Annotated in this window: 15 protein-coding genes; 3 read left to right on the forward strand and 12 right to left on the reverse strand. The window is 47.6% G+C overall.

Annotated features, from left to right (window positions below; genetic code table 11):
- Positions 1-4 precede the first annotated feature (4 nt).
- The gene (locus ACT89M_RS23285) at positions 5-1294 is read left to right on the forward strand and encodes a DUF2515 family protein (protein ID WP_154959696.1); all 1290 of its coding nucleotides are present in this window, start codon (positions 5-7) and stop codon (positions 1292-1294) included.
- A gap of 192 nt (positions 1295-1486) precedes the next feature.
- Here ACT89M_RS23285 and ACT89M_RS23290 read toward each other — a convergent pair whose 3' ends face one another.
- From ACT89M_RS23290 to ACT89M_RS23340, 11 genes are all read right to left on the reverse strand, one after another.
- Positions 1487-3115, reverse strand: coding sequence for a putative polysaccharide biosynthesis protein (locus tag ACT89M_RS23290; RefSeq protein WP_154891075.1), 1629 nt, complete (start codon positions 3113-3115; stop codon positions 1487-1489).
- A 63-nt stretch (positions 3116-3178) separates the two neighbouring features.
- A complete protein-coding gene (locus tag ACT89M_RS23295) occupies positions 3179-3670 on the reverse strand; it encodes a DUF456 domain-containing protein (protein ID WP_487344847.1) in 492 nt (163 codons plus the stop codon).
- Between the two features lie 3 nt (positions 3671-3673).
- Entirely contained in the window at positions 3674-4423 is a 750-nt protein-coding gene (locus ACT89M_RS23300) for a Cof-type HAD-IIB family hydrolase (RefSeq protein WP_154985070.1), read from the reverse strand.
- A 199-nt stretch (positions 4424-4622) separates the two neighbouring features.
- On the reverse strand, positions 4623-5495 hold the full coding sequence (locus ACT89M_RS23305; RefSeq protein ID WP_090919579.1) for a metal ABC transporter permease: 873 nt from the start codon (positions 5493-5495) through the stop codon (positions 4623-4625).
- On the reverse strand, positions 5496-6455 hold the full coding sequence (locus ACT89M_RS23310; protein ID WP_154985071.1) for a metal ABC transporter permease: 960 nt from the start codon (positions 6453-6455) through the stop codon (positions 5496-5498).
- 2 nt (positions 6456-6457) lie between these two features.
- Positions 6458-7288, reverse strand: coding sequence for a metal ABC transporter ATP-binding protein (locus tag ACT89M_RS23315; protein WP_373323275.1), 831 nt, complete (start codon positions 7286-7288; stop codon positions 6458-6460).
- A gap of 25 nt (positions 7289-7313) precedes the next feature.
- Complete coding sequence (locus ACT89M_RS23320) at positions 7314-8258, reverse strand: metal ABC transporter solute-binding protein, Zn/Mn family (RefSeq protein WP_154891114.1); 945 nt, start codon at positions 8256-8258, stop codon at positions 7314-7316.
- Positions 8259-8505: 247 nt separating this feature from the next.
- The gene (locus tag ACT89M_RS23325) at positions 8506-10485 is read right to left on the reverse strand and encodes a peptidoglycan D,D-transpeptidase FtsI family protein (protein WP_308723060.1); all 1980 of its coding nucleotides are present in this window, start codon (positions 10483-10485) and stop codon (positions 8506-8508) included.
- Positions 10486-10773: 288 nt separating this feature from the next.
- A complete protein-coding gene (locus tag ACT89M_RS23330; RefSeq protein WP_154891078.1) occupies positions 10774-12804 on the reverse strand; it encodes a peptidoglycan D,D-transpeptidase FtsI family protein in 2031 nt (676 codons plus the stop codon).
- 108 nt (positions 12805-12912) lie between these two features.
- The gene (locus ACT89M_RS23335; protein WP_154891079.1) at positions 12913-14058 is read right to left on the reverse strand and encodes a transglutaminase family protein; all 1146 of its coding nucleotides are present in this window, start codon (positions 14056-14058) and stop codon (positions 12913-12915) included.
- A gap of 20 nt (positions 14059-14078) precedes the next feature.
- Positions 14079-14534: an ATPase gene (locus ACT89M_RS23340; protein ID WP_090919599.1), complete on the reverse strand. Its 456-nt coding sequence runs from the start codon at positions 14532-14534 to the stop codon at positions 14079-14081.
- A 214-nt stretch (positions 14535-14748) separates the two neighbouring features.
- Here ACT89M_RS23340 and ACT89M_RS23345 point away from each other — a divergent pair, with 214 nt between their 5' ends.
- Complete coding sequence (locus ACT89M_RS23345) at positions 14749-15966, forward strand: MFS transporter (protein ID WP_308723059.1); 1218 nt, start codon at positions 14749-14751, stop codon at positions 15964-15966.
- 170 nt (positions 15967-16136) lie between these two features.
- A complete protein-coding gene (locus tag ACT89M_RS23350) occupies positions 16137-16484 on the forward strand; it encodes a toprim domain-containing protein (RefSeq protein WP_090919605.1) in 348 nt (115 codons plus the stop codon).
- 86 nt (positions 16485-16570) lie between these two features.
- Here ACT89M_RS23350 and ACT89M_RS23355 read toward each other — a convergent pair whose 3' ends face one another.
- A complete protein-coding gene (locus ACT89M_RS23355) occupies positions 16571-17188 on the reverse strand; it encodes an SCO family protein (RefSeq protein ID WP_154891081.1) in 618 nt (205 codons plus the stop codon).
- Between the last annotated feature and the right edge of the window lie 467 nt (positions 17189-17655).

Genomic DNA, 17655 nt, shown 5'->3' on the forward strand with positions numbered 1-17655 from the left:
ATTCATGACTTCCACCAGAAATGACTCTTCGGAAAATCAGCATTCAGGCTCCATTGTACAGATCATTCGCTCCATTCCCGGAGCAGCTCTGGAAGTATGGCGAGGTAAACAAGCCGCCTGGCATGCGTCTGCAAGGCTTAGACATCCTTTGCGTGACCTGAATTGGAACGCAGATACAGCTGCCGCTCTGCAAGCTGAGGTGGAGAAGTTAATTCCTACAACAGGCAAGCCATCTCCTGCACGCAACAATCAGGCACAACGTGCGCTGGTGTGCGAAGAGGATTGCATCATTCTCGAAGAGATCAAAACCTTAACGCAGCAGCAGAATCGCAGTAATGTGACTCGAACCGCCGCTTATCTGGAATGCTACGAGCAGTATCCCGAGCTACATTGGGCGCTACTGGCGCATATGGTATCCCGCAACGGCGGATATCATATGACCGACCTGCACAGTGACCTGATGCATAATCTGCAAAATCAGAAGGATCGTGAGCATATGTATCGCTTGCTGGAGCGGTGCAATGCCCTTATTTTTCAGGATGCCTATCCTCAATTGCAGCTGTATATCCACAGTCGGCGGCTTGGACGAAGCTGCTTCCATCTGTTATCTCATTTTCACGTATCGTCTTTTATGACCCCGTTCTGGGAGCGGTTTTGGCTCGAACGTTGCAGCTCTATACTGAGTGTGGCCTTAATAATTAATGAGCAGAACTATATTGAGAGCCGGGTAGTGCAACATCCTTATTTTCAAAAAGTAGTACTCTCCAAACCTGCTTTTCATCTGCACAATCTGGCCGGGCTGAACCACATCGTTTTCCCTCTTGCACAAGGAGGTGGACTTACCGGACGGGTCATTGAGCATTTTGGCAAATTGAATGAACGTATCCAGTTCGGCAAAGGGCTGTATGCCCTGTTATTTGGTGTAGAGCAAGTGCTTCAGCAGGTGCTGGACTTCGCGCGAACAATACCTCATCGTGGCTCACGAGCCGAATATTGGCCAGGCCTGTTTACCAAGCACCATGAAGGGCCAACAGACCATACTCTGTACACGGATGCTTTATTGAATGAGGAATGGCTGCCGGAAGGTCAACGTCTATATTCTCCTGAGTTGCTCGCCGTGTGGGAGGACACACCATATGAACCGATTACAAGACATGACTGGCTGGAAACACGGGATTGCCTCGGATACCTCACTGCGCCACGCAGACCTTGGCTGTTTGAGATGAGTCATGAGCATCGGTACGGCATGTTAAAAACAGCACTCGCTCATGATGTACAAGTTCTTACTCACTAATTGGCAGGGGAAAAACGGTGTCCCGATACGGCTTTAACAGGATCGTAACGTCACTAAAGCAGATTGAGCAGATTCTGCTGTGTAAGGCCATAGTAGGAATAACGTTCACCTTCACGGAAACCAACCTCTTATGCAATAACAATAAAAAAGCGCGATCTGCTACAAGTGCAGACCGCGCTTTTTTACCTAAATTTATCCTCGTTGTCCGGCGCCGCGTTGCAGACGCATAAGCGGACGGAGAATTTTTTGCAGAATTCGCGGATAACTAGCCAGCTCGTCCTTACGCAAGACACGAAGAACAACCATCAACACGAGATATACCACAACCACCAGCACACCCACGACCATACAGGTTAACAGGAAAGATACCCGTGCAGGCAGGAACGCGCCAAAGATCTGGTTTCCACTCCAATTGGCCGCAAAACCGACAGCTGCCGCGAGAAACACCGTAATGATAAATCCAATCCAGCGATCCCCCATAATTGAAAAATCAACGATTTTACGTAACACACGCAGATTCAGATATGTGATGACGAGGAAACATAGCGCTGTTGCAATGATGATCCCGTAAATGCCGAAGATCGGCGCCAGGATAAGACTCGCAATCAGCTTCACGATAATTCCTGCCGCTACACTAATCATCGTGATTCGTGGTTTCCCAACCCCGAGCAACATGGAGTTCGTTGTCATCATTGTAATCTGGAAAATAGTGCCGAACGTAAGCAATGCAATAATCGGCGTGCCATCTGGAGTTGTGAAGAGCAATCCGTTTACCGAATAAGCCGCCGCACACAGGGTAATCACAATCGGCATTCCCGTCAGAATGGAAATACGTAGCGCCAGCGTTACCTGATTTTTCAGATGTAGCTCATCTTTGCGGGCAAAAGCCGCCGAAATGACAGGCACAAGGGACTGACTGAGCGCTATGGCGAGAATCGGCGGAATACCGGCTATACTCTGGGCTTTGGCACCCAGAATTGCCAGTACGCCTGTAGCTTCTTCCAGACCGATCCGTCCACTAAGCAGGGGAACGACGAGGGAAGAGTCGATAAAGTTGATTGCCGGAACAGCAAGTGAAGACAACACAATCGGAATTGAAAGTTTGAAAATATCAGTGTAAATTCCGCGCATCGGCAATTGCTCTGCACGCTCATAATGTAGCTGTGCCGCACGGTCACTTTTGCGTAGCTTTAATGTGAAGTACAGCATCACCGCAAATGCACCGATACTACCGAACACCCCACCGAAGGATGCCCCGGCTGCAATCGTCTGATCATCGTAATTCCATTGCAACATCACATAGGCCACAATAATCGCTACACCTACACGCGCAAACTGCTCCACGATCTGCGAGATACCACCTGCGGTCATATTGCCGCGTCCCTGGAAATAACCCCGCATCATTGCGATCGCCGGGAAGAGTAACAGGGCCGGAGCAAGCGCCCGGATGGCACTCACGGATTCCGGTACTTTGGAAATATGGGTGGCATAAAATGGCGCTGCGAACCATAACAGAACAGACATGACCACACCGGCCACGGCCGCAAAAATCAAGGCTGCACGGTATATCTGCTGCGCTTCGCCCGCGCGTCCGAGCGCGTAGCGTTCCGAGACCATTTTACTCAGCGTACTCGGTATGCCCGCCGTTGCGACAGTTAACAGCATTAAATACACCGTATTGGAGATCGTGAACGATGCGTTACCAATATCCCCGAGGATATGCTCCAGCGGCACACGTTGCACCAGACCCAGTACCCTTGCAATCAATGCGGCAGCCGCCAATATAAGCGTACCTTTAATAAATGTTTCCTTCTTAGACAAAACGGATTCCCTTCTTTCCCCCACACCGGACCTCTCCGGCCCTAAGCTAGCTAACCTGATATTCTAGGCGAATCGAACCACCCAGATTATAAATAGAACAATCATCACAAGTTGCAAAATAATTTTCATCACCGTGCTGGTAAACAGCCCGACGACAGATCCAAACCCAACTTTCGATGCTTTGGAAGGCGAGGAACCGCCGATCAGTTCTCCGATAAAAGCACCGATGAATGGCCCCAGTACAAGTCCAAAAGCCGGAATGACAAACGGGCCAATAATTACTCCGATGGTACTCAGCGTTGTAGACAGCTTGGAACCGCCGAACTTTTTGACTCCCCAAGCACTCACCACATAATCCGCCACGAACAGCACCACCACAATTAGAATCTGGATGATCCAGAACCATACCCCGAACGGATCAAAGCTGAAGAACCAGCCGTAGACCAGAAACGCGAAGAAAATCGCGATTGCACCCGGCAAAATCGGATATACCGTACCTGCCATACCTACTGCAAACAGCAGTACAATTAAAATCCAGCCAACGGTTGCGAGCAAAGGTTACTCCCCCTTCAAAATATGTTCACGAATCAGATGTGCAATGCCATCCTCATTGTTGCTTCCAATAATTAAATCTGCCGCTTGTTTCACTTGCTCCTGTGCGTTGCCCATCGCAACACCCAGACCGACAGCTTCAATGACAGCCAGATCGTTCAGACTGTCTCCAACAGCAACTACCTCGGACATGTCGATGCCTAGCAATTGGCATACTTCAGCTACACCGGTAGCTTTGGATACGTTCTCCGGGTTTACCTCAATGTTTACAGGAGAGGAATTGGTCATTTGCAGACCACCCATTTCTTGCAATTCCATCATGATTTGATGACGAATCTCATCATCCTCGGTGGTAAATCCGAATTTCAGCCATTCTAATCCTTCAATATTATCCGTCCAGCGATCACGGTTAAACAGCTCTTCCACGGAGTATGCCCAGTACCAACTGTTATATTTCTCCCCGATCTCATGCATCTTGCGAATTAACGCCGGGTCCATCAGATGGCGCAGGTGAAGCTCATGTGGAGCTTTCCAGACCTCGCTGCCGTTGACCGTAACCATGGGTGTTTCCAGGCCAAGTTGCACCGCATATGGCATGGCGTGGTATACGGCTCTTCCTGTAGACAAGCACACATGCACTCCGCGACGAATAGCAATCTGTATCCACTTGGCCGTCTCCTGTGTAATTTCATGATTATCATTCAGCAACGTGCCGTCCATATCCAGGGCCAGCAGTTTATATTTCAGTTCACTCATGTTGTAAATCCTCCTCCAGTATGTCTCTCTCCTCTAAAACAACAAGATCGCCCGGTATCCGCGAAATGGCGGACGCCCCGGACGTCACAGCTAACGACATTTTACCACAGATCACGCGTATGCAACAAAGTAACCTAAAAACCGGAACGCCAAAAACCGCCTGCGATGCAGACGGTCATCTAAATTTATGAAATCATGTTCAACGTGCGGCATATTTACGGCGAACATAACGAAGTACAATGCCATGTTTCGGTGACAGAAGTAACGCAAGTACAAACAGAATGCCGGCCACAGCCACCATGCAACCTGCAATAGAAGCATCCATCGCGTACGCCATCAGGTAACCACCGACAGAGGAAGCTGCACCGATCAGTACCGCATAAAGAATCATTTTACCAAGCTGATCCGTGAGCAGATAAGCCGCAGCCGCAGGTACAATCAGCATACCTACTACAAGAATAGAGCCTACACTTTCAAAAGAGGCAACGGACGTCATGGACACAAGTCCCATGAGCGCATAGTGAAATAAGACCACCGGAATACCGCAAGCCGCAGCCAAAGCCGGGTCAAACGCGCACAATTTGAACTGCTTGTAGAACAGTCCTACAACAACGAGAATAACAAGTAACGTAATGCCCAGCATCCAGACCGCTCTAGGCCCTACATCCATTCCCCACAGCGTTAACGTATCCCATTGCACATAGGCAATCTCACCGAACAATACACAGTCCAGATCCAGATCGATATGCTGTGCATTCAGGCTGATCAGGATGACCCCTACAGCAAAGAGTGCTGTAAATACTATACCAATCGAAGCATCCGAAGACAGGCCTCCAGCCTGGAGGGTCTGAATGAAGAACACCGTCAACAGTCCAAACACCGTTGCACCCAGCAACATCCACAGGGAGTCTCTGGAGCCGCTCCACAGAAACGCAATTGCGATCCCCGGAAGCACGGCGTGACTGATCGCATCTCCGACCAGAGCCATGCGCCGCAGAATCAGGAAGCAACCAAGAATGGCGCAAGCGGAGGAGACTAGTATTGCGGTGAGAATAATCCAAAATGTGGCCATCTACATCTCCCCCTGTTTCTGTGTTTGAGGCTGTGCAGCATGCACCTGTAGCGCGGCTTGCTCTTCACGCATATAAGTCGACTTCGCCTGGATGCTCCGCAACTTGCGGGCGAGTAACCCTCGCCTTGGTGCGAACAGCGCAGATCCAACAAACAGCACCGTAGCCGCAAGCACAGTTACTGGACCAGTAGGCAGATTAGGGACAAGCGTGCTTAAGAGTGTTCCTACGGCACCGCTTAATGCGCCGAACAATCCAGCCAGCAACACCATCAATGCAAGCGAATTGGTCCAGCACCTTGCTGCTGCTGCCGGGGTCACCAGCAGTGCCGCTACAAGAACTACACCTACCGCCTGGATTCCGGCGACAACAGCTATAACCGTCAGTAGCAGAATGAATTGCTCCAGTACTCCGACGGGCAATCCCATACCTCTTGCAAAACCCGGATCAAAGCTCACGAGCTTGAATTCCTTGAACCAGACTAGGCATGCGATGAGTAATACAAGACTTACCCCGCCCATCACATACACATCCGTAAGCACCATCGATGCCGCTTGCCCGAACAGGTACTTGTCAAGCCCGCTTTGGCTTCCACTTGCACTGTGCTGAATACGTGTCAGCATCACGACACCGATACCGAAAAATACCGTCAGTACGATGCCCATTGCCGCATCCTGCTTAATCCGTGAAAACCGGGTTATCCACGAAATGCCGAAAGTGGCTACAATTCCTGCAATGAGTGCGCCAAACAGAAACAATCCAATCGACTTCGTTTCCGTCAGCATAAACGCAATACAGATTCCAGGCAATGCCGCGTGTGCCAATGTATCGCCCATCAGACTTTGACGACGAAGAAAGGTAAATGAGCCGATAATGCCACTGCTGAATCCGAGGAGCAGACAACCGAGCAAAATCCAGCGTGTGTTCGGGTCTGACAATATAGAAACAACCCAATTCCACATAACTACACCTGGCCTTTCTCCGCTCGGCTGCCGATCATCGCGATGCGACCTCCGTAGGTTTCCTGTAATAAATCCGGTACAAATACTTCTCTTGTTGGCCCAGCGGCAACCAAACGTCCGTTGAGCAACAATACATGATCGAAGTATTCCTCTACCGTTGCCAGGTCATGGTGAACAACTAGAACGGTTTTGCCCTGCTTTTTTAATTGCTCTAGCAGGGAGATGATCGCTTTCTCTGTCGTTGCGTCCACTCCTGCAAAAGGTTCATCCATGAAATACAAGTCTGCATCCTGTACCAGTGCTCTGGCCAGGAATACGCGCTGTTGCTGTCCGCCGGACAACTGGCTGATCTGCCGATACATGTAATCCCCCATACCAACTTGCTCCAGGCAATGAGCCGCAAGATCTTTTTCCTTTTTTCCCGGGCGGCGGAACCAGCCCAGATGTCCATATCTTCCCATCATGACAACATCTAATGCATGTGTCGGAAAGTCCCAATCTACGGACTCCCTCTGTGGCACATAACCGATACGCCGCCTGGTTTCACGATAAGATCGTCCAAAGATCTCAATGTCACCGTGCATTTTCGGAACAAGCCCCAGAACCGCTTTGATCAACGTTGACTTGCCTGCACCGTTCGGTCCAAGAATGCCGATGAGTTGCCCTTCAGGTACATCAAAGGAAACATTGCTAAGCACCGGCTTTTTGTGATAAGCCACGGCCAGGTTCCTTACACAAAGAGGCGAAGAGACCGTTGCCTTTTCCTGTCCGAGCTGAATATTATCTATAGTTTCTAATGCTTGTTTTGTTGTATTGGTATTTTTCATCATCATAGCTCTCCTCTCTTCAGATGATATATTATTTCAAAGCCGCCGCGATCGTTTCGACATTGTGCCGCACCATTCCGATATAGGTGCCCTCTACGGTTCCCTCAGCCCCCATAGCGTCAGAGAACAGTTCGCCACCAATTTTTACGGTATGCCCCTTCTCAGCTGCCCCAGCAATAATCGCTTCCATCGCTTTAGCAGGTACACTCGATTCGATAAATACGGCTTTGATTTGATTTTCCACGAGGAAATCTCTTAGTTCACTTACATCTTTGGCTCCATATTCTGCTGCCGTACTGATGCCTTGAAGACCCATCACTTTAATGCCATAGGCTTGACCAAAGTAACCAAATGCATCATGTGCTGTGACCAGCACTCGGCTTTCCTCAGGGATCTGCCCGATTTTCTCCCGAACTTCCGTATCCAGCGCTTCCAGCTTCTCCAGATATGTTGCTGCCTGCGTCTTATACTGTTCCGCATGATCCGGATCTGCTTCCACCAGCGTGTCACGCACAGCTTCGGTTGCACGCATCCAGTGCTTGACGTTAAACCATACATGAGGATCATACTCTGTTCCACCTGTCGCTTGACCGGAATGCAGTTCCTCTACCGGGATTTTTTCGGCAACTGCGGTAACTTGTTTGCTTTTGGACATTTTCTCCAGGATACTGGTCATTTTTCCTTCCAGATGCAGGCCGTTATAGAAAATCACCTTGGCATGCTCCAGTTTGCGAATATCTCCTTGGGATGCCTTATACAAATGTGGGTCTACTCCCGGTCCCATCAATCCGGTAACCTCAACATATACTCCGCCCACCTCTCGTGCTACATCCGCAATCATGCCTGTGGTTGCCGTAACCTGCACTTTGCCGGTACCGTCTTCTCCCGAAATACTCGAACAAGCTGTAAGTACAATGACCAGAACAACGCCTATCAGCGTAATGACTCCACGTTGGATACTCCTCATCTTCACCATTAACAAATTGACCGTCCCCTTTCCCTGTCCTAAAATATTTGTCCGTAACTAATTAAGTTGTACAAGGTACCAACTTTTAAACTCGTCTAATAATGTTTCCCTTGTGCAAATTTTAGCCGATGGAAAAATAAAAGGCAAGGGATATTTTCCCCTGCCTGTCCTGTTACTTATGAGTTCAATCTAAAGCCGTTTATTCAATACTTTTATGAGCATGCCATTGTTTCCTATTATTTTATGCCCTTAATCATCAATCTTGTTCTTTATTCTGGTCCTTCTTCCCCTTTGGGATACCATCCAGGCCATACACTTCATCGTATGCATCAAAAATTTTGCGTGCGATCGGGGAAGCACTGACCGATCCAAAACCGCCTTCCGGCACGATAACCGCTACAGCCAGTTTCGGTTTGTCTCTTGGCGCAAAGGCGATAAAGACACCGTTCTCCTTTTTATTCGGTCCGGTTCCTTGCTCGGATGTTCCTGTCTTTCTGGCAAAATCATAAGGGAAACCGTCGAAGGAGCTTACTTTGGTGACCATACCCTTATGCACTTCGTTCCAGTGTGCATCCGCAAACTGCACCTCATTAAGAACCTTTGGCTCAAACTTCTTCACCACATTGCCATCCGCATCACGGATTTCCTTCACCAAGTGTGGCTCCATTCGTTTGCCCTTATTCGCAAGCATTGTGGTGTACTGGGCAAGTTGCATCGTTGTATATTTGGCTTGCTGACCAAATGACGCAAACGCAAGACGTGTCAGTGCAGACTCATTATTGTCTGCTTTATACTCCAACTGACCAAGAAATTCTTTGGGCAGATCAATGCCTGTCGAGACACCCAAACCAAAATCCTTCATGTATTCGTCCCACTTAGCAAGGGCTTTTGTGGCACCATATTTATTCAGCAAACGCTTGCCCACCATATCAATCATAAATGCATTGGACGACTTTTCAATCGCTCTCCGTGCGGTAATATTACCGTTGTAGGCCGAATGTGAGTTCTTTACTTGTCTTCCATCCTTGCCTAATACAGCGTAACCTTTATCAGGATAAGTACTCCCCGTAGTGAACAGTCCCTCTTTCAGGCCGATAAGCACACTGAGCGGTTTAATAACCGATCCAAGTAGAACAACGGACTCTGCACGGCTTGGCTTATTATCATTGGGCGGGAAAGACTCTGTCGTCCCGTTTCGGAAAACATACTTGATTTTGTCATAATCCCAGTCATTCGGATCATAGTCCGGCATACTTGCCATAGCTACCACATTGCCTGTATCCACTTCCATAGCTACAGCGTAACCTGTAATGGCCTTTGGAAGCTGTCGTAATTCATCCGTAATAGCCTTTTGCGCGGCAAGCTGAACCTCCTTGTTGATCGTGGAGATCAGACTGTACCCCTTCTCTGGTGGAGTCAATTCCATCGTGCCTGTAGGTAAATTCCTAGAGTCAATATCAATGGATTGATATCCGCTTCTTCCGCGAAGCTCCTGCTGATATTGCAGCTCCAACCCATCGAATCCAACCCTCTCATCCTGAGAGTAGACCAGTCCAGGATCACGCTGAGACCCAGATTGCTCTATGATCGATTTGTACTGCTTGAGTGTTGTGGGTACTCGCTTGAATTCCCGTGTGTAACCAACAACCTGGACAGCGACTCGATCAGGGTCATATCTCCGTACATTCTCTTCTAGCACCATTACGCCAGGATACTCCGTTTTTTTCTCTAGAAAAAAAGCAATTTCCTGGGTCGTCAGATCAGACTTGACCAGTCTTGGCACATAACCGAATGTTTTTTGGTGATCCAGATCCAGCCGTTTTATAATCTCCTCTGCATCTGGCTGCTTCTCGTCTCCCGGATTGAATCGTTTGAATATATCCGCAAGTTCACGAGCCAATCCTTCGGCTTCCTGCCTGCGATCATCATTACGATAATCTTCATATAACAGCACATACAGTGACTGTACCGGCTCCGAATAAGCAAGCGCCACTTTCCCGGTCGCATCATAGATCGGGCCGCGCACCGGGGCTAGAGGGATATCTTTTGTATTGCGCGTAGATTCCATGTACGTCAGTTCAGGCCCTTCGACAAACTGCACAAATGCCAGTCGGAAGATCAGAATGCTGAATATGACAAATGCCACGAAAAAAAACACATTCAGCCTCGCGCTGGTCGATTGATTTACCGCTCTCTCATCTTCGTTCGGCGGTTTATTTTTAAGTCGATTAAACATATGCTCCCCTCTCCGTTCTTTGTATAAGTTTAAAAATCACACGATCTATACATACCGAAACGTCATAACAGACCCCAACAGACAACAGACCAAAATGGCAAACTCTCACTTCTTAAGTGTAGCAAATGCAGACTGTAACGTCTTTCTAATTTTGGTTACATTTTCGTAATAAGAAGCCCTCTGTATATAACGTAAGAAGACTGCCTGGGTTCCATAAAAAAAGCAACAAAAAAAGGCCCCGTTCTGGGGGCCTTTTACCATATGGAGAACACGATCTCCATCACTGCATCACTGTGTACTTGTTTCTGTTTCTTTATCTTTATTTTTTTTCGGAACACCATCCAGGCCGAATTCCTGGTCGTATGCATCGAAAATCGCACGTGCAACCGGAGCCGCACTGTTGGAGCCAAAGCCCCCTTCCGGGATCATGACCGCAACAGCCAGTTTTGGATTGTTACGGGGTGCAAAAGCGATAAATACCCCGTTATCCACCAGTTTCCCTCCAATATTCTGTGTCGACGTACCTGTTTTTCTCGCAAAATCATAAGGGAAACCGCCAAAGGCAGAAACCTCGGTAGCCATACCACGCTGTACCTCATTCCAGTATGCATCACTGAAGTCCGCTGTACTGAGTACCTTCGGTTTCACCTTCTCGACCACATTGCCTTCCGAATCCCGGAACTCTTTGACAAGCTGTGGTTCCATTCGTTTTCCTTTATTGGCTAGCATCACGGTATACTGCGCGAGTTGCATGGTTGTGTATTTACCTTGTTGTCCAAAAGAAGCATAGGCTAGTTTGGTTAAAGAGCTTTCCGTTTCATTTTCATATTCTTTACGCCCAGCCCATTCATTCGGCAAGTCCACTCCTGTTTTTATACCAAGACCAAACTGCTCCATGTACTTGTCCCACACACCAACGCCCTTAGCACCATATCGCGAGTACAGCTTCTTACCGATCTCGTCAATCATAAATACGTTAGAGGAATGACGAATGGCGTCACGAGGGTACATGGCACCGTAAACGTGTCCCGATGAGTTCTGTACGCGGCGGTTATCTCCACCAAACGTGGTTGAACCTCGGTCGATATACACCGAATTAGTGGTAAAGAAACCTTCCTTCAAACCAATCAATACACTCAGTGGCTTAATCGTTGAGCCGAGCAATACGACAGATTCAGCTCTTTTTTTGGAATCACTAGGTAGAAATCCCCGGATTGTACCGTTCTGATAAATATATTTGATTTTATCATAATCTTCTGTACTGATGCTGCCCGTTCTCCACACATTGGTGTCGTAATCAGGCATACTGGCTGCCGCTACAACCTTCCCTGTATCCACTTCCATCGCTACAGCAAAGCCTGTTTTGGCATTGGGATGTAATCTGCCGGATACCGGATTGCGATGCAACCAGCTTAGCTGATCCATAATCGCTTGCTCTGTTTTCACCTGCACATTTTTATTAATGCTGGAGATCAGATCATACCCTTTTTGCGGCGGGGTTGTGCCCGCTACACCTTCAGGCAAGTTACGTAAATCAACGTCAACCGACGTATAACCACTTTTGCCCCGCAGCTTATCCTGATACTGCAGCTCCAGTCCATCAAATCCAACAAACTCATTTTCCGTATAGACCAGACCTGGATCAGTCTGCGTTTTGTTTGCTTCATCTACTTCTTTATACTTTTTCAACGTTTTGGAGCTTTTGAATTTTTTCAAATAACCAATGGATTGAACGGCCACTGTATCCGGATCGTAGTAACGTACACTTTCTTCCACAATCTGAATACCTTTGAATTCATCCTTATGCTGGAGGAAATAAGCAACCTCCCCTTCGGACAAATCACTCTTGATCAGACGTGGCATAAACCCGTTAGCCTTGCGAGAATTCAGATCCATTTCCTCCATGATTTGATCCACGGTCAAGGATTCGGAATTCGGGGTTTTATACTTTTCAAAAACATCATGCAGACGCGTAGCCATCTCTTGAACTTCACCAATTTTCGGATTCGGCTGGCCATCCACATCCCCGTAGTTTTTGTACAATGTGAGATACAGCGACTGAATCGGCTTGGAATACGCCAGTTTCACCGTCCCCGTAGAATCGTAGATGGTTCCTCTCACCGGAGCAAGCGGCACATCCTTCGTAATGTTACTTGCTTCTTCCTGACTGAGCTCAGGTCCTTCAACGAATTGTAAAAACGCCAAACGTACAATGATTACACTAAAAATAACAAAGGAAGCGAAGAAAAATACGTTCATCCGGTAACTAAAACGCCGTTTGTCCGCAAGTTCATCCTTCTCATTGGAATGCTTTTTCATTCATCCTACCTCTTTCATGACTTGATGCATACCGCAGAACCTTAACCACCGGCATGATAACCTGGCAACGTCGTCATATTCCGAACCATATCCGTGTCCGGTGTACTATCAGGCTGACTGATCTTTCAGATGCGTGTCGGCAAAGTTAGGTGGGTTAAACCAATCTCCGCTGATGGCCCACGTTGGATCAAGCGGAACCCAGCGATTCGAATCACTCAAATAGACTTCATTCCATGCATGAGGGCCGTACCCTCCCTGACCGTTATATCCCAGACCTGTAACAACCCTGACATCAAGCCCCTGAGAACGTGCCATTACCGCATATAAGCGGGCATAATCGATACATACCCCTTTGCGCGTATCAAAAGTATTCTGAGGGGTCTGTTCATGCCATATTCCCCTCTGTTCATAATCATCCACTTTCCCGTAGTCGTATTGAACCCGGGTGCCAACCCAGTCATACAGAGCTCTGGCTTTTGCCTCATCCGTCGATTTTCCTTTGACAATCTCCTGCGCGGCTTGCTCAATATCAGCTGGAATATTGTGGTCAATCACTTCATACTTCCGTTGCAAAATACCTCCGAGTTCCTTCTGCACAGCCTGCGTGAATACCGGAAGTTTGTCCTTGATAAACGTACCAGACAAAGGCTCAATCACCGATTTAGCACCCTGCATATAGATCGGAGATGCCTCCACATAACGGCTGAACATACTACCCGGATAGAGACTTACAATCATGAACAATACGGCAATCACAATGATTCCTCGGACCGAACCGATGACCGTGCCGATCACTGCGCCTGTCAGCCGGCTAAAAATCCCTTTTGGCGCAGCTTGCTCATCTCCTGCATGTCTTCTGCGAAATATGAAGGATGTTAAAAATCCAAGAATCATGCGAATCAAGCCGTAACTCAATACAAATAATACGGCAAACCGCATAAGCGGGAAATCTGCGATCGCTGTAACCAGCGTATAATACAGCTGTTCCCACCGGTTCAACTCACGATTAGGCATATCCCCGGCATGTACAGATAACCATTGCTGTACATAAGGCGCAAGCCATAACGTCAGACCGATAGATAACAAAATACCAATGACCGCCATAATACCGTCCATCAGGAAACCAAAGAGTCTCCCCGCAGAACGTGAAGCCCCTCTGGACCATCCCTGTAATAAGGATGCTGCTACGATCAGCAACAGCAGAATGGTAATCCCATTAAACTCCTTCAGGCTGTCCAGCCAAGTTTGCAGCACGTCTTCATTCCTCCTTTAAACTACGAAGCAGGTGCTGTTTTATTTTTTTGTGCCTGTTCGACAAATGTGCGGATCGTATCGTTGTCGAGTTTCCACTCACCAACAGAAATACCGCGGAAGGTCACATCGACTTTATCCGACTTCGTGCTACCCTTAAGCTCAACGTTAGGACTGGTTATCGTAAATTCACCATTTTTCCCCGCCGCATAGGTGGCCTTGGAGGCTTCCTTCAGCATGATGCTTGTTGCTTCTTTCTTGAGTGTGTCCATCGTGCTGGACTGCACGTCTGTGACGGTTTGTTTGATCTGTTCAATGGAGATGCCGCTGTATATCAGCAGAGCCGCAATAATGATGATGGCAATCGCCCATTTTAACATCGTTTTGACCACATTCAGAACAAAGAACAAAATGATCAGTGCAACGACGATCACCAGCCAGTTCTGCATCACAAACTCTTTGATTACTTCTATGTTCATGATTACACCTTCCGAATTAGAATTGATTCATGACTTCCCGAATATTATACATGATTTCCGAACCTGCTGTCAGCTAAGCCCTCTCCGGCAAAAATAAACGGTCTAAGTTCGTCCTGCGGGGCGTACAAGTAGTACCATGAGGATTCGTCCGACGAACGTGGACACGTTCAAGACCTGTGTACAAACAGGCATCGCCTAACAAGGAGGGGCTCTAGTGAAAACGGCCATCTGGCTATACCTGTTTTTGTTTCTAGCTGTGTTTGATCTGCATGCCCAGTATCCCATTCTGACGCCATTTGCGATATCGCTCGGTGCGGCTCCAACCTTTATCGGCTGGATGATGGGCATCTATTCCTTAACCCACCTGCCTGGCAATCTGATTGCTGGAACACAGATTGATAAACACGGGAGCCGTCGATATATTGTGTTCAGTCTGGTCGGTGCGGGGTTCATCCTACTTCTGCAGGCTCACATTCATACCCCTTGGCAACTGCTCGCGCTACGTTCTATTAGCGGCTTTGTATTAGCCTTTCTATCTCCGGCATGTCTGGCCCTGCTCGCTCAACTCTCCAATGACCCGGTGAAACAAGGAAAATACATGTCGGGTCACGGTGTCGTGCACACGCTGGCTTCGGTGGTGTCACCAGCCGCAGGTGCCGTGATCGTCGGTGCCATGGGGTTCTCTGCCACCTTCTCGAGTCTCGGCTATCTACTCATTCTGACAGGTGTCATTGCACTGCTTACCATGCCGCGTGGCCTCGTTCGCCAGCCGCAGCCATTGACCGAACCCGCAAGACCAGGTCTTGCGCCTTCCGGCTCGGCTAAAGCTAACTCTGATCATTCGCCAGCAGAAGCGCCAAAAGCATTCCTGCCCGTTTCCTGGCGTTATTTCATGCTACCCTTGGTTATTGCCTGCGCTCAAGGTATTCTCTTCTTTGAATTACCGCTGCGGGGAGGCGGGCATTCCTCCATGATGTCGACAGGTTTACTGTTTTCAATCATTAGCATCGGTGCGCTCTTTACACTCAGCATGCTGTTTCTTAACCGTTATTCGCCCAAACTGCGTTTAGTTGCTGGTGTACTGCTGATGTCCTTGAGTTTTTTCGTGATGGCAGCCGTTCCGCAAATTTCGTTATCCATCGTGTTATTTGTGCTCGGGATGTCCAAAGGTATCATTTTCCCCGCGATGGCTACACTTTTTATTCACTTAAGCGGTGGTAGCAAGCTTGGGCGTATTTTCTCTCTGCAATCGATTGCCACCTCTATTGGTTCGTTTATTGGTCCGATTACGGCTGGACAGCTGAGGATGGGGGTATCTCCTTATTTCATTGCTTTTATTTTGCTGATGATCGGCATCTTGCTACTCCCCTATTATACGTCAAGACATACTGCCCCGCTCTCATCTTCCGATGCGAAAAGCATCCTGGGGTGAAGTATCTAAGCTTGTCCTGACCAACTTATACGTTAGAGCCTTCTGCAGAACAATTTAAACTTTGCATCATTCCCCCATTTCCAGATACACTATAAGTACATTCAGTCGATTTTCGCTGTAACATTTCCCGGGGAATGTCGACATCAGCTCTCGAATCAGGGGTGAATAAGATGCCTATTCATGTCATTGTGGAAGGTAAGAATGATCGCAGTAAACTCAAACGTTTAGTGGGTCCAGAGATCAATATTTTGTGCACATTCGGAACGCTGAACTCCCTTAAACTGGAGACGCTGCGCAAGCAAGTAGGATATGATGAAGTTTATTTATTCATGGACAATGACAGCTCAGGTAAAAAGATACGTGGTGTACTGCGCGATGCTTTTCCCGATGCGGTACAAATGTATACAAGACGTGGGTACGCAGGGGTTGAAGGTACACCTGATGAATACATCATCTCGCAATTAGAGAAGGCAGGACTGGAGGAATATATCCAGTATCCTGACGAACCTTCGTATTAAAAAGAACAACAAATAAAAGGCTGTTTCTGGTTATAGCAACCAGAGACAGCCTTTGCTAAAGACTTCGTGCTTAACATTTTACGGTGTTATTCTTTAATCAACCTGCGAATGTCCTCTGCGATGGCTTCCGGCTGCACATCTTCTGTATTAAAAGCGTTATAAACCTTGCGAAGCTGGTTATTCTCATCCACCAGACCAATCATGTTCATATGGGCAAAATCATCCTTGTTCTCGCCTTCGATTAGAATCTGGAACGATTCTTTGGCGAACTGCTTGGTTTTATCCATATCCCCACGCAGGAAATACCAGCCAGAATAATCCGCGTGGAAACGGTCGGCAAAGGTTTTGATCTTCTCCCTCGTATCTACTTTTGGGTCGAAGGAAATCGATACAAAAGATGCCTTATCTCCGAATGTTCCATCTTCTTTCAACAAGTCCTGCACCTGAGACAGTGTAAATGTCGTAATCGGGCAAACATCAGGGCAACTGGTGAAATAAAAGTAGAACAATCGCACTTTGCCTTGCGTATCCGCCAGCGATACGTTACGACCATCCACATTTTCCATGGAAAACGATTGGATCTCCCGAATCTCGGGTAATTTCTCCTGGCTGGCAAATGCCGTATTCCACATTAAATATACCGCCATAATCAGTGCAATACCGAGCAAAATCCACGTCCATTTGTATTTCTTAATAACCTGCATCCTCTTCCCTTCCCCCTAACAATGTACTAGTGAATGCGCATACATATTTGATCCATAAAAACCCTCTGTTAAACTGCCCTGGCTTACTGATACAAAATGATTTCGGTTAACGTGATAAATTAAATCTACGTTATCATTTCAGCCAAGGGATACATATGTATAATACAGTGCCTTCATTACGGGACATATCTTGGCTAATGACAAGGTCGTTGTTCACAAAATATGTCTCATCGCGACATGTTTATTAAATCCACGCGACTTCCGATATAAATTTTATCACAAGAAACCACGGAATAGTTTGACAATGTTCGTACATTTGTTGGGAAATGGACAGATTCTTCCCAGGGCTTAGCATGTTTTGCATCCATGCGGGTGGATAATATACACTAGAATTGGGTATCACCTAGATAGAGAAGGTTAATTTTGATGACGATACACTGACGTTACACCTTATAAAGGAGAGATTT

The sequence above is a fragment of the Paenibacillus sp. NN59 genome, assembly GCF_057597225.1.

Excerpts from the sequence above, each read along its gene's own strand:
- ACT89M_RS23350 (WP_090919605.1), top strand. The coding sequence starts at position 16,137 with ATGCCTATTCATGTCATTGTGGAAGGTAAGAATGATCGCAGTAAACTC.
- ACT89M_RS23330 (WP_154891078.1), bottom strand. The coding sequence starts at position 12,804 with ATGAAAAAGCATTCCAATGAGAAGGATGAACTTGCGGACAAACGGCGT.
- ACT89M_RS23285 (WP_154959696.1), top strand. The coding sequence starts at position 5 with ATGACTTCCACCAGAAATGACTCTTCGGAAAATCAGCATTCAGGCTCC.
- ACT89M_RS23300 (WP_154985070.1), bottom strand. The coding sequence starts at position 4,423 with ATGAGTGAACTGAAATATAAACTGCTGGCCCTGGATATGGACGGCACG.
- ACT89M_RS23315 (WP_373323275.1), bottom strand. The coding sequence starts at position 7,288 with ATGATGATGAAAAATACCAATACAACAAAACAAGCATTAGAAACTATA.
- ACT89M_RS23320 (WP_154891114.1), bottom strand. The coding sequence starts at position 8,258 with ATGGTGAAGATGAGGAGTATCCAACGTGGAGTCATTACGCTGATAGGC.
- ACT89M_RS23340 (WP_090919599.1), bottom strand. The coding sequence starts at position 14,534 with ATGAACATAGAAGTAATCAAAGAGTTTGTGATGCAGAACTGGCTGGTG.
- ACT89M_RS23310 (WP_154985071.1), bottom strand. The coding sequence starts at position 6,455 with ATGTGGAATTGGGTTGTTTCTATATTGTCAGACCCGAACACACGCTGG.
- ACT89M_RS23355 (WP_154891081.1), bottom strand. The coding sequence starts at position 17,188 with ATGCAGGTTATTAAGAAATACAAATGGACGTGGATTTTGCTCGGTATT.
- ACT89M_RS23325 (WP_308723060.1), bottom strand. The coding sequence starts at position 10,485 with ATGTTTAATCGACTTAAAAATAAACCGCCGAACGAAGATGAGAGAGCG.
- ACT89M_RS23305 (WP_090919579.1), bottom strand. The coding sequence starts at position 5,495 with ATGGCCACATTTTGGATTATTCTCACCGCAATACTAGTCTCCTCCGCT.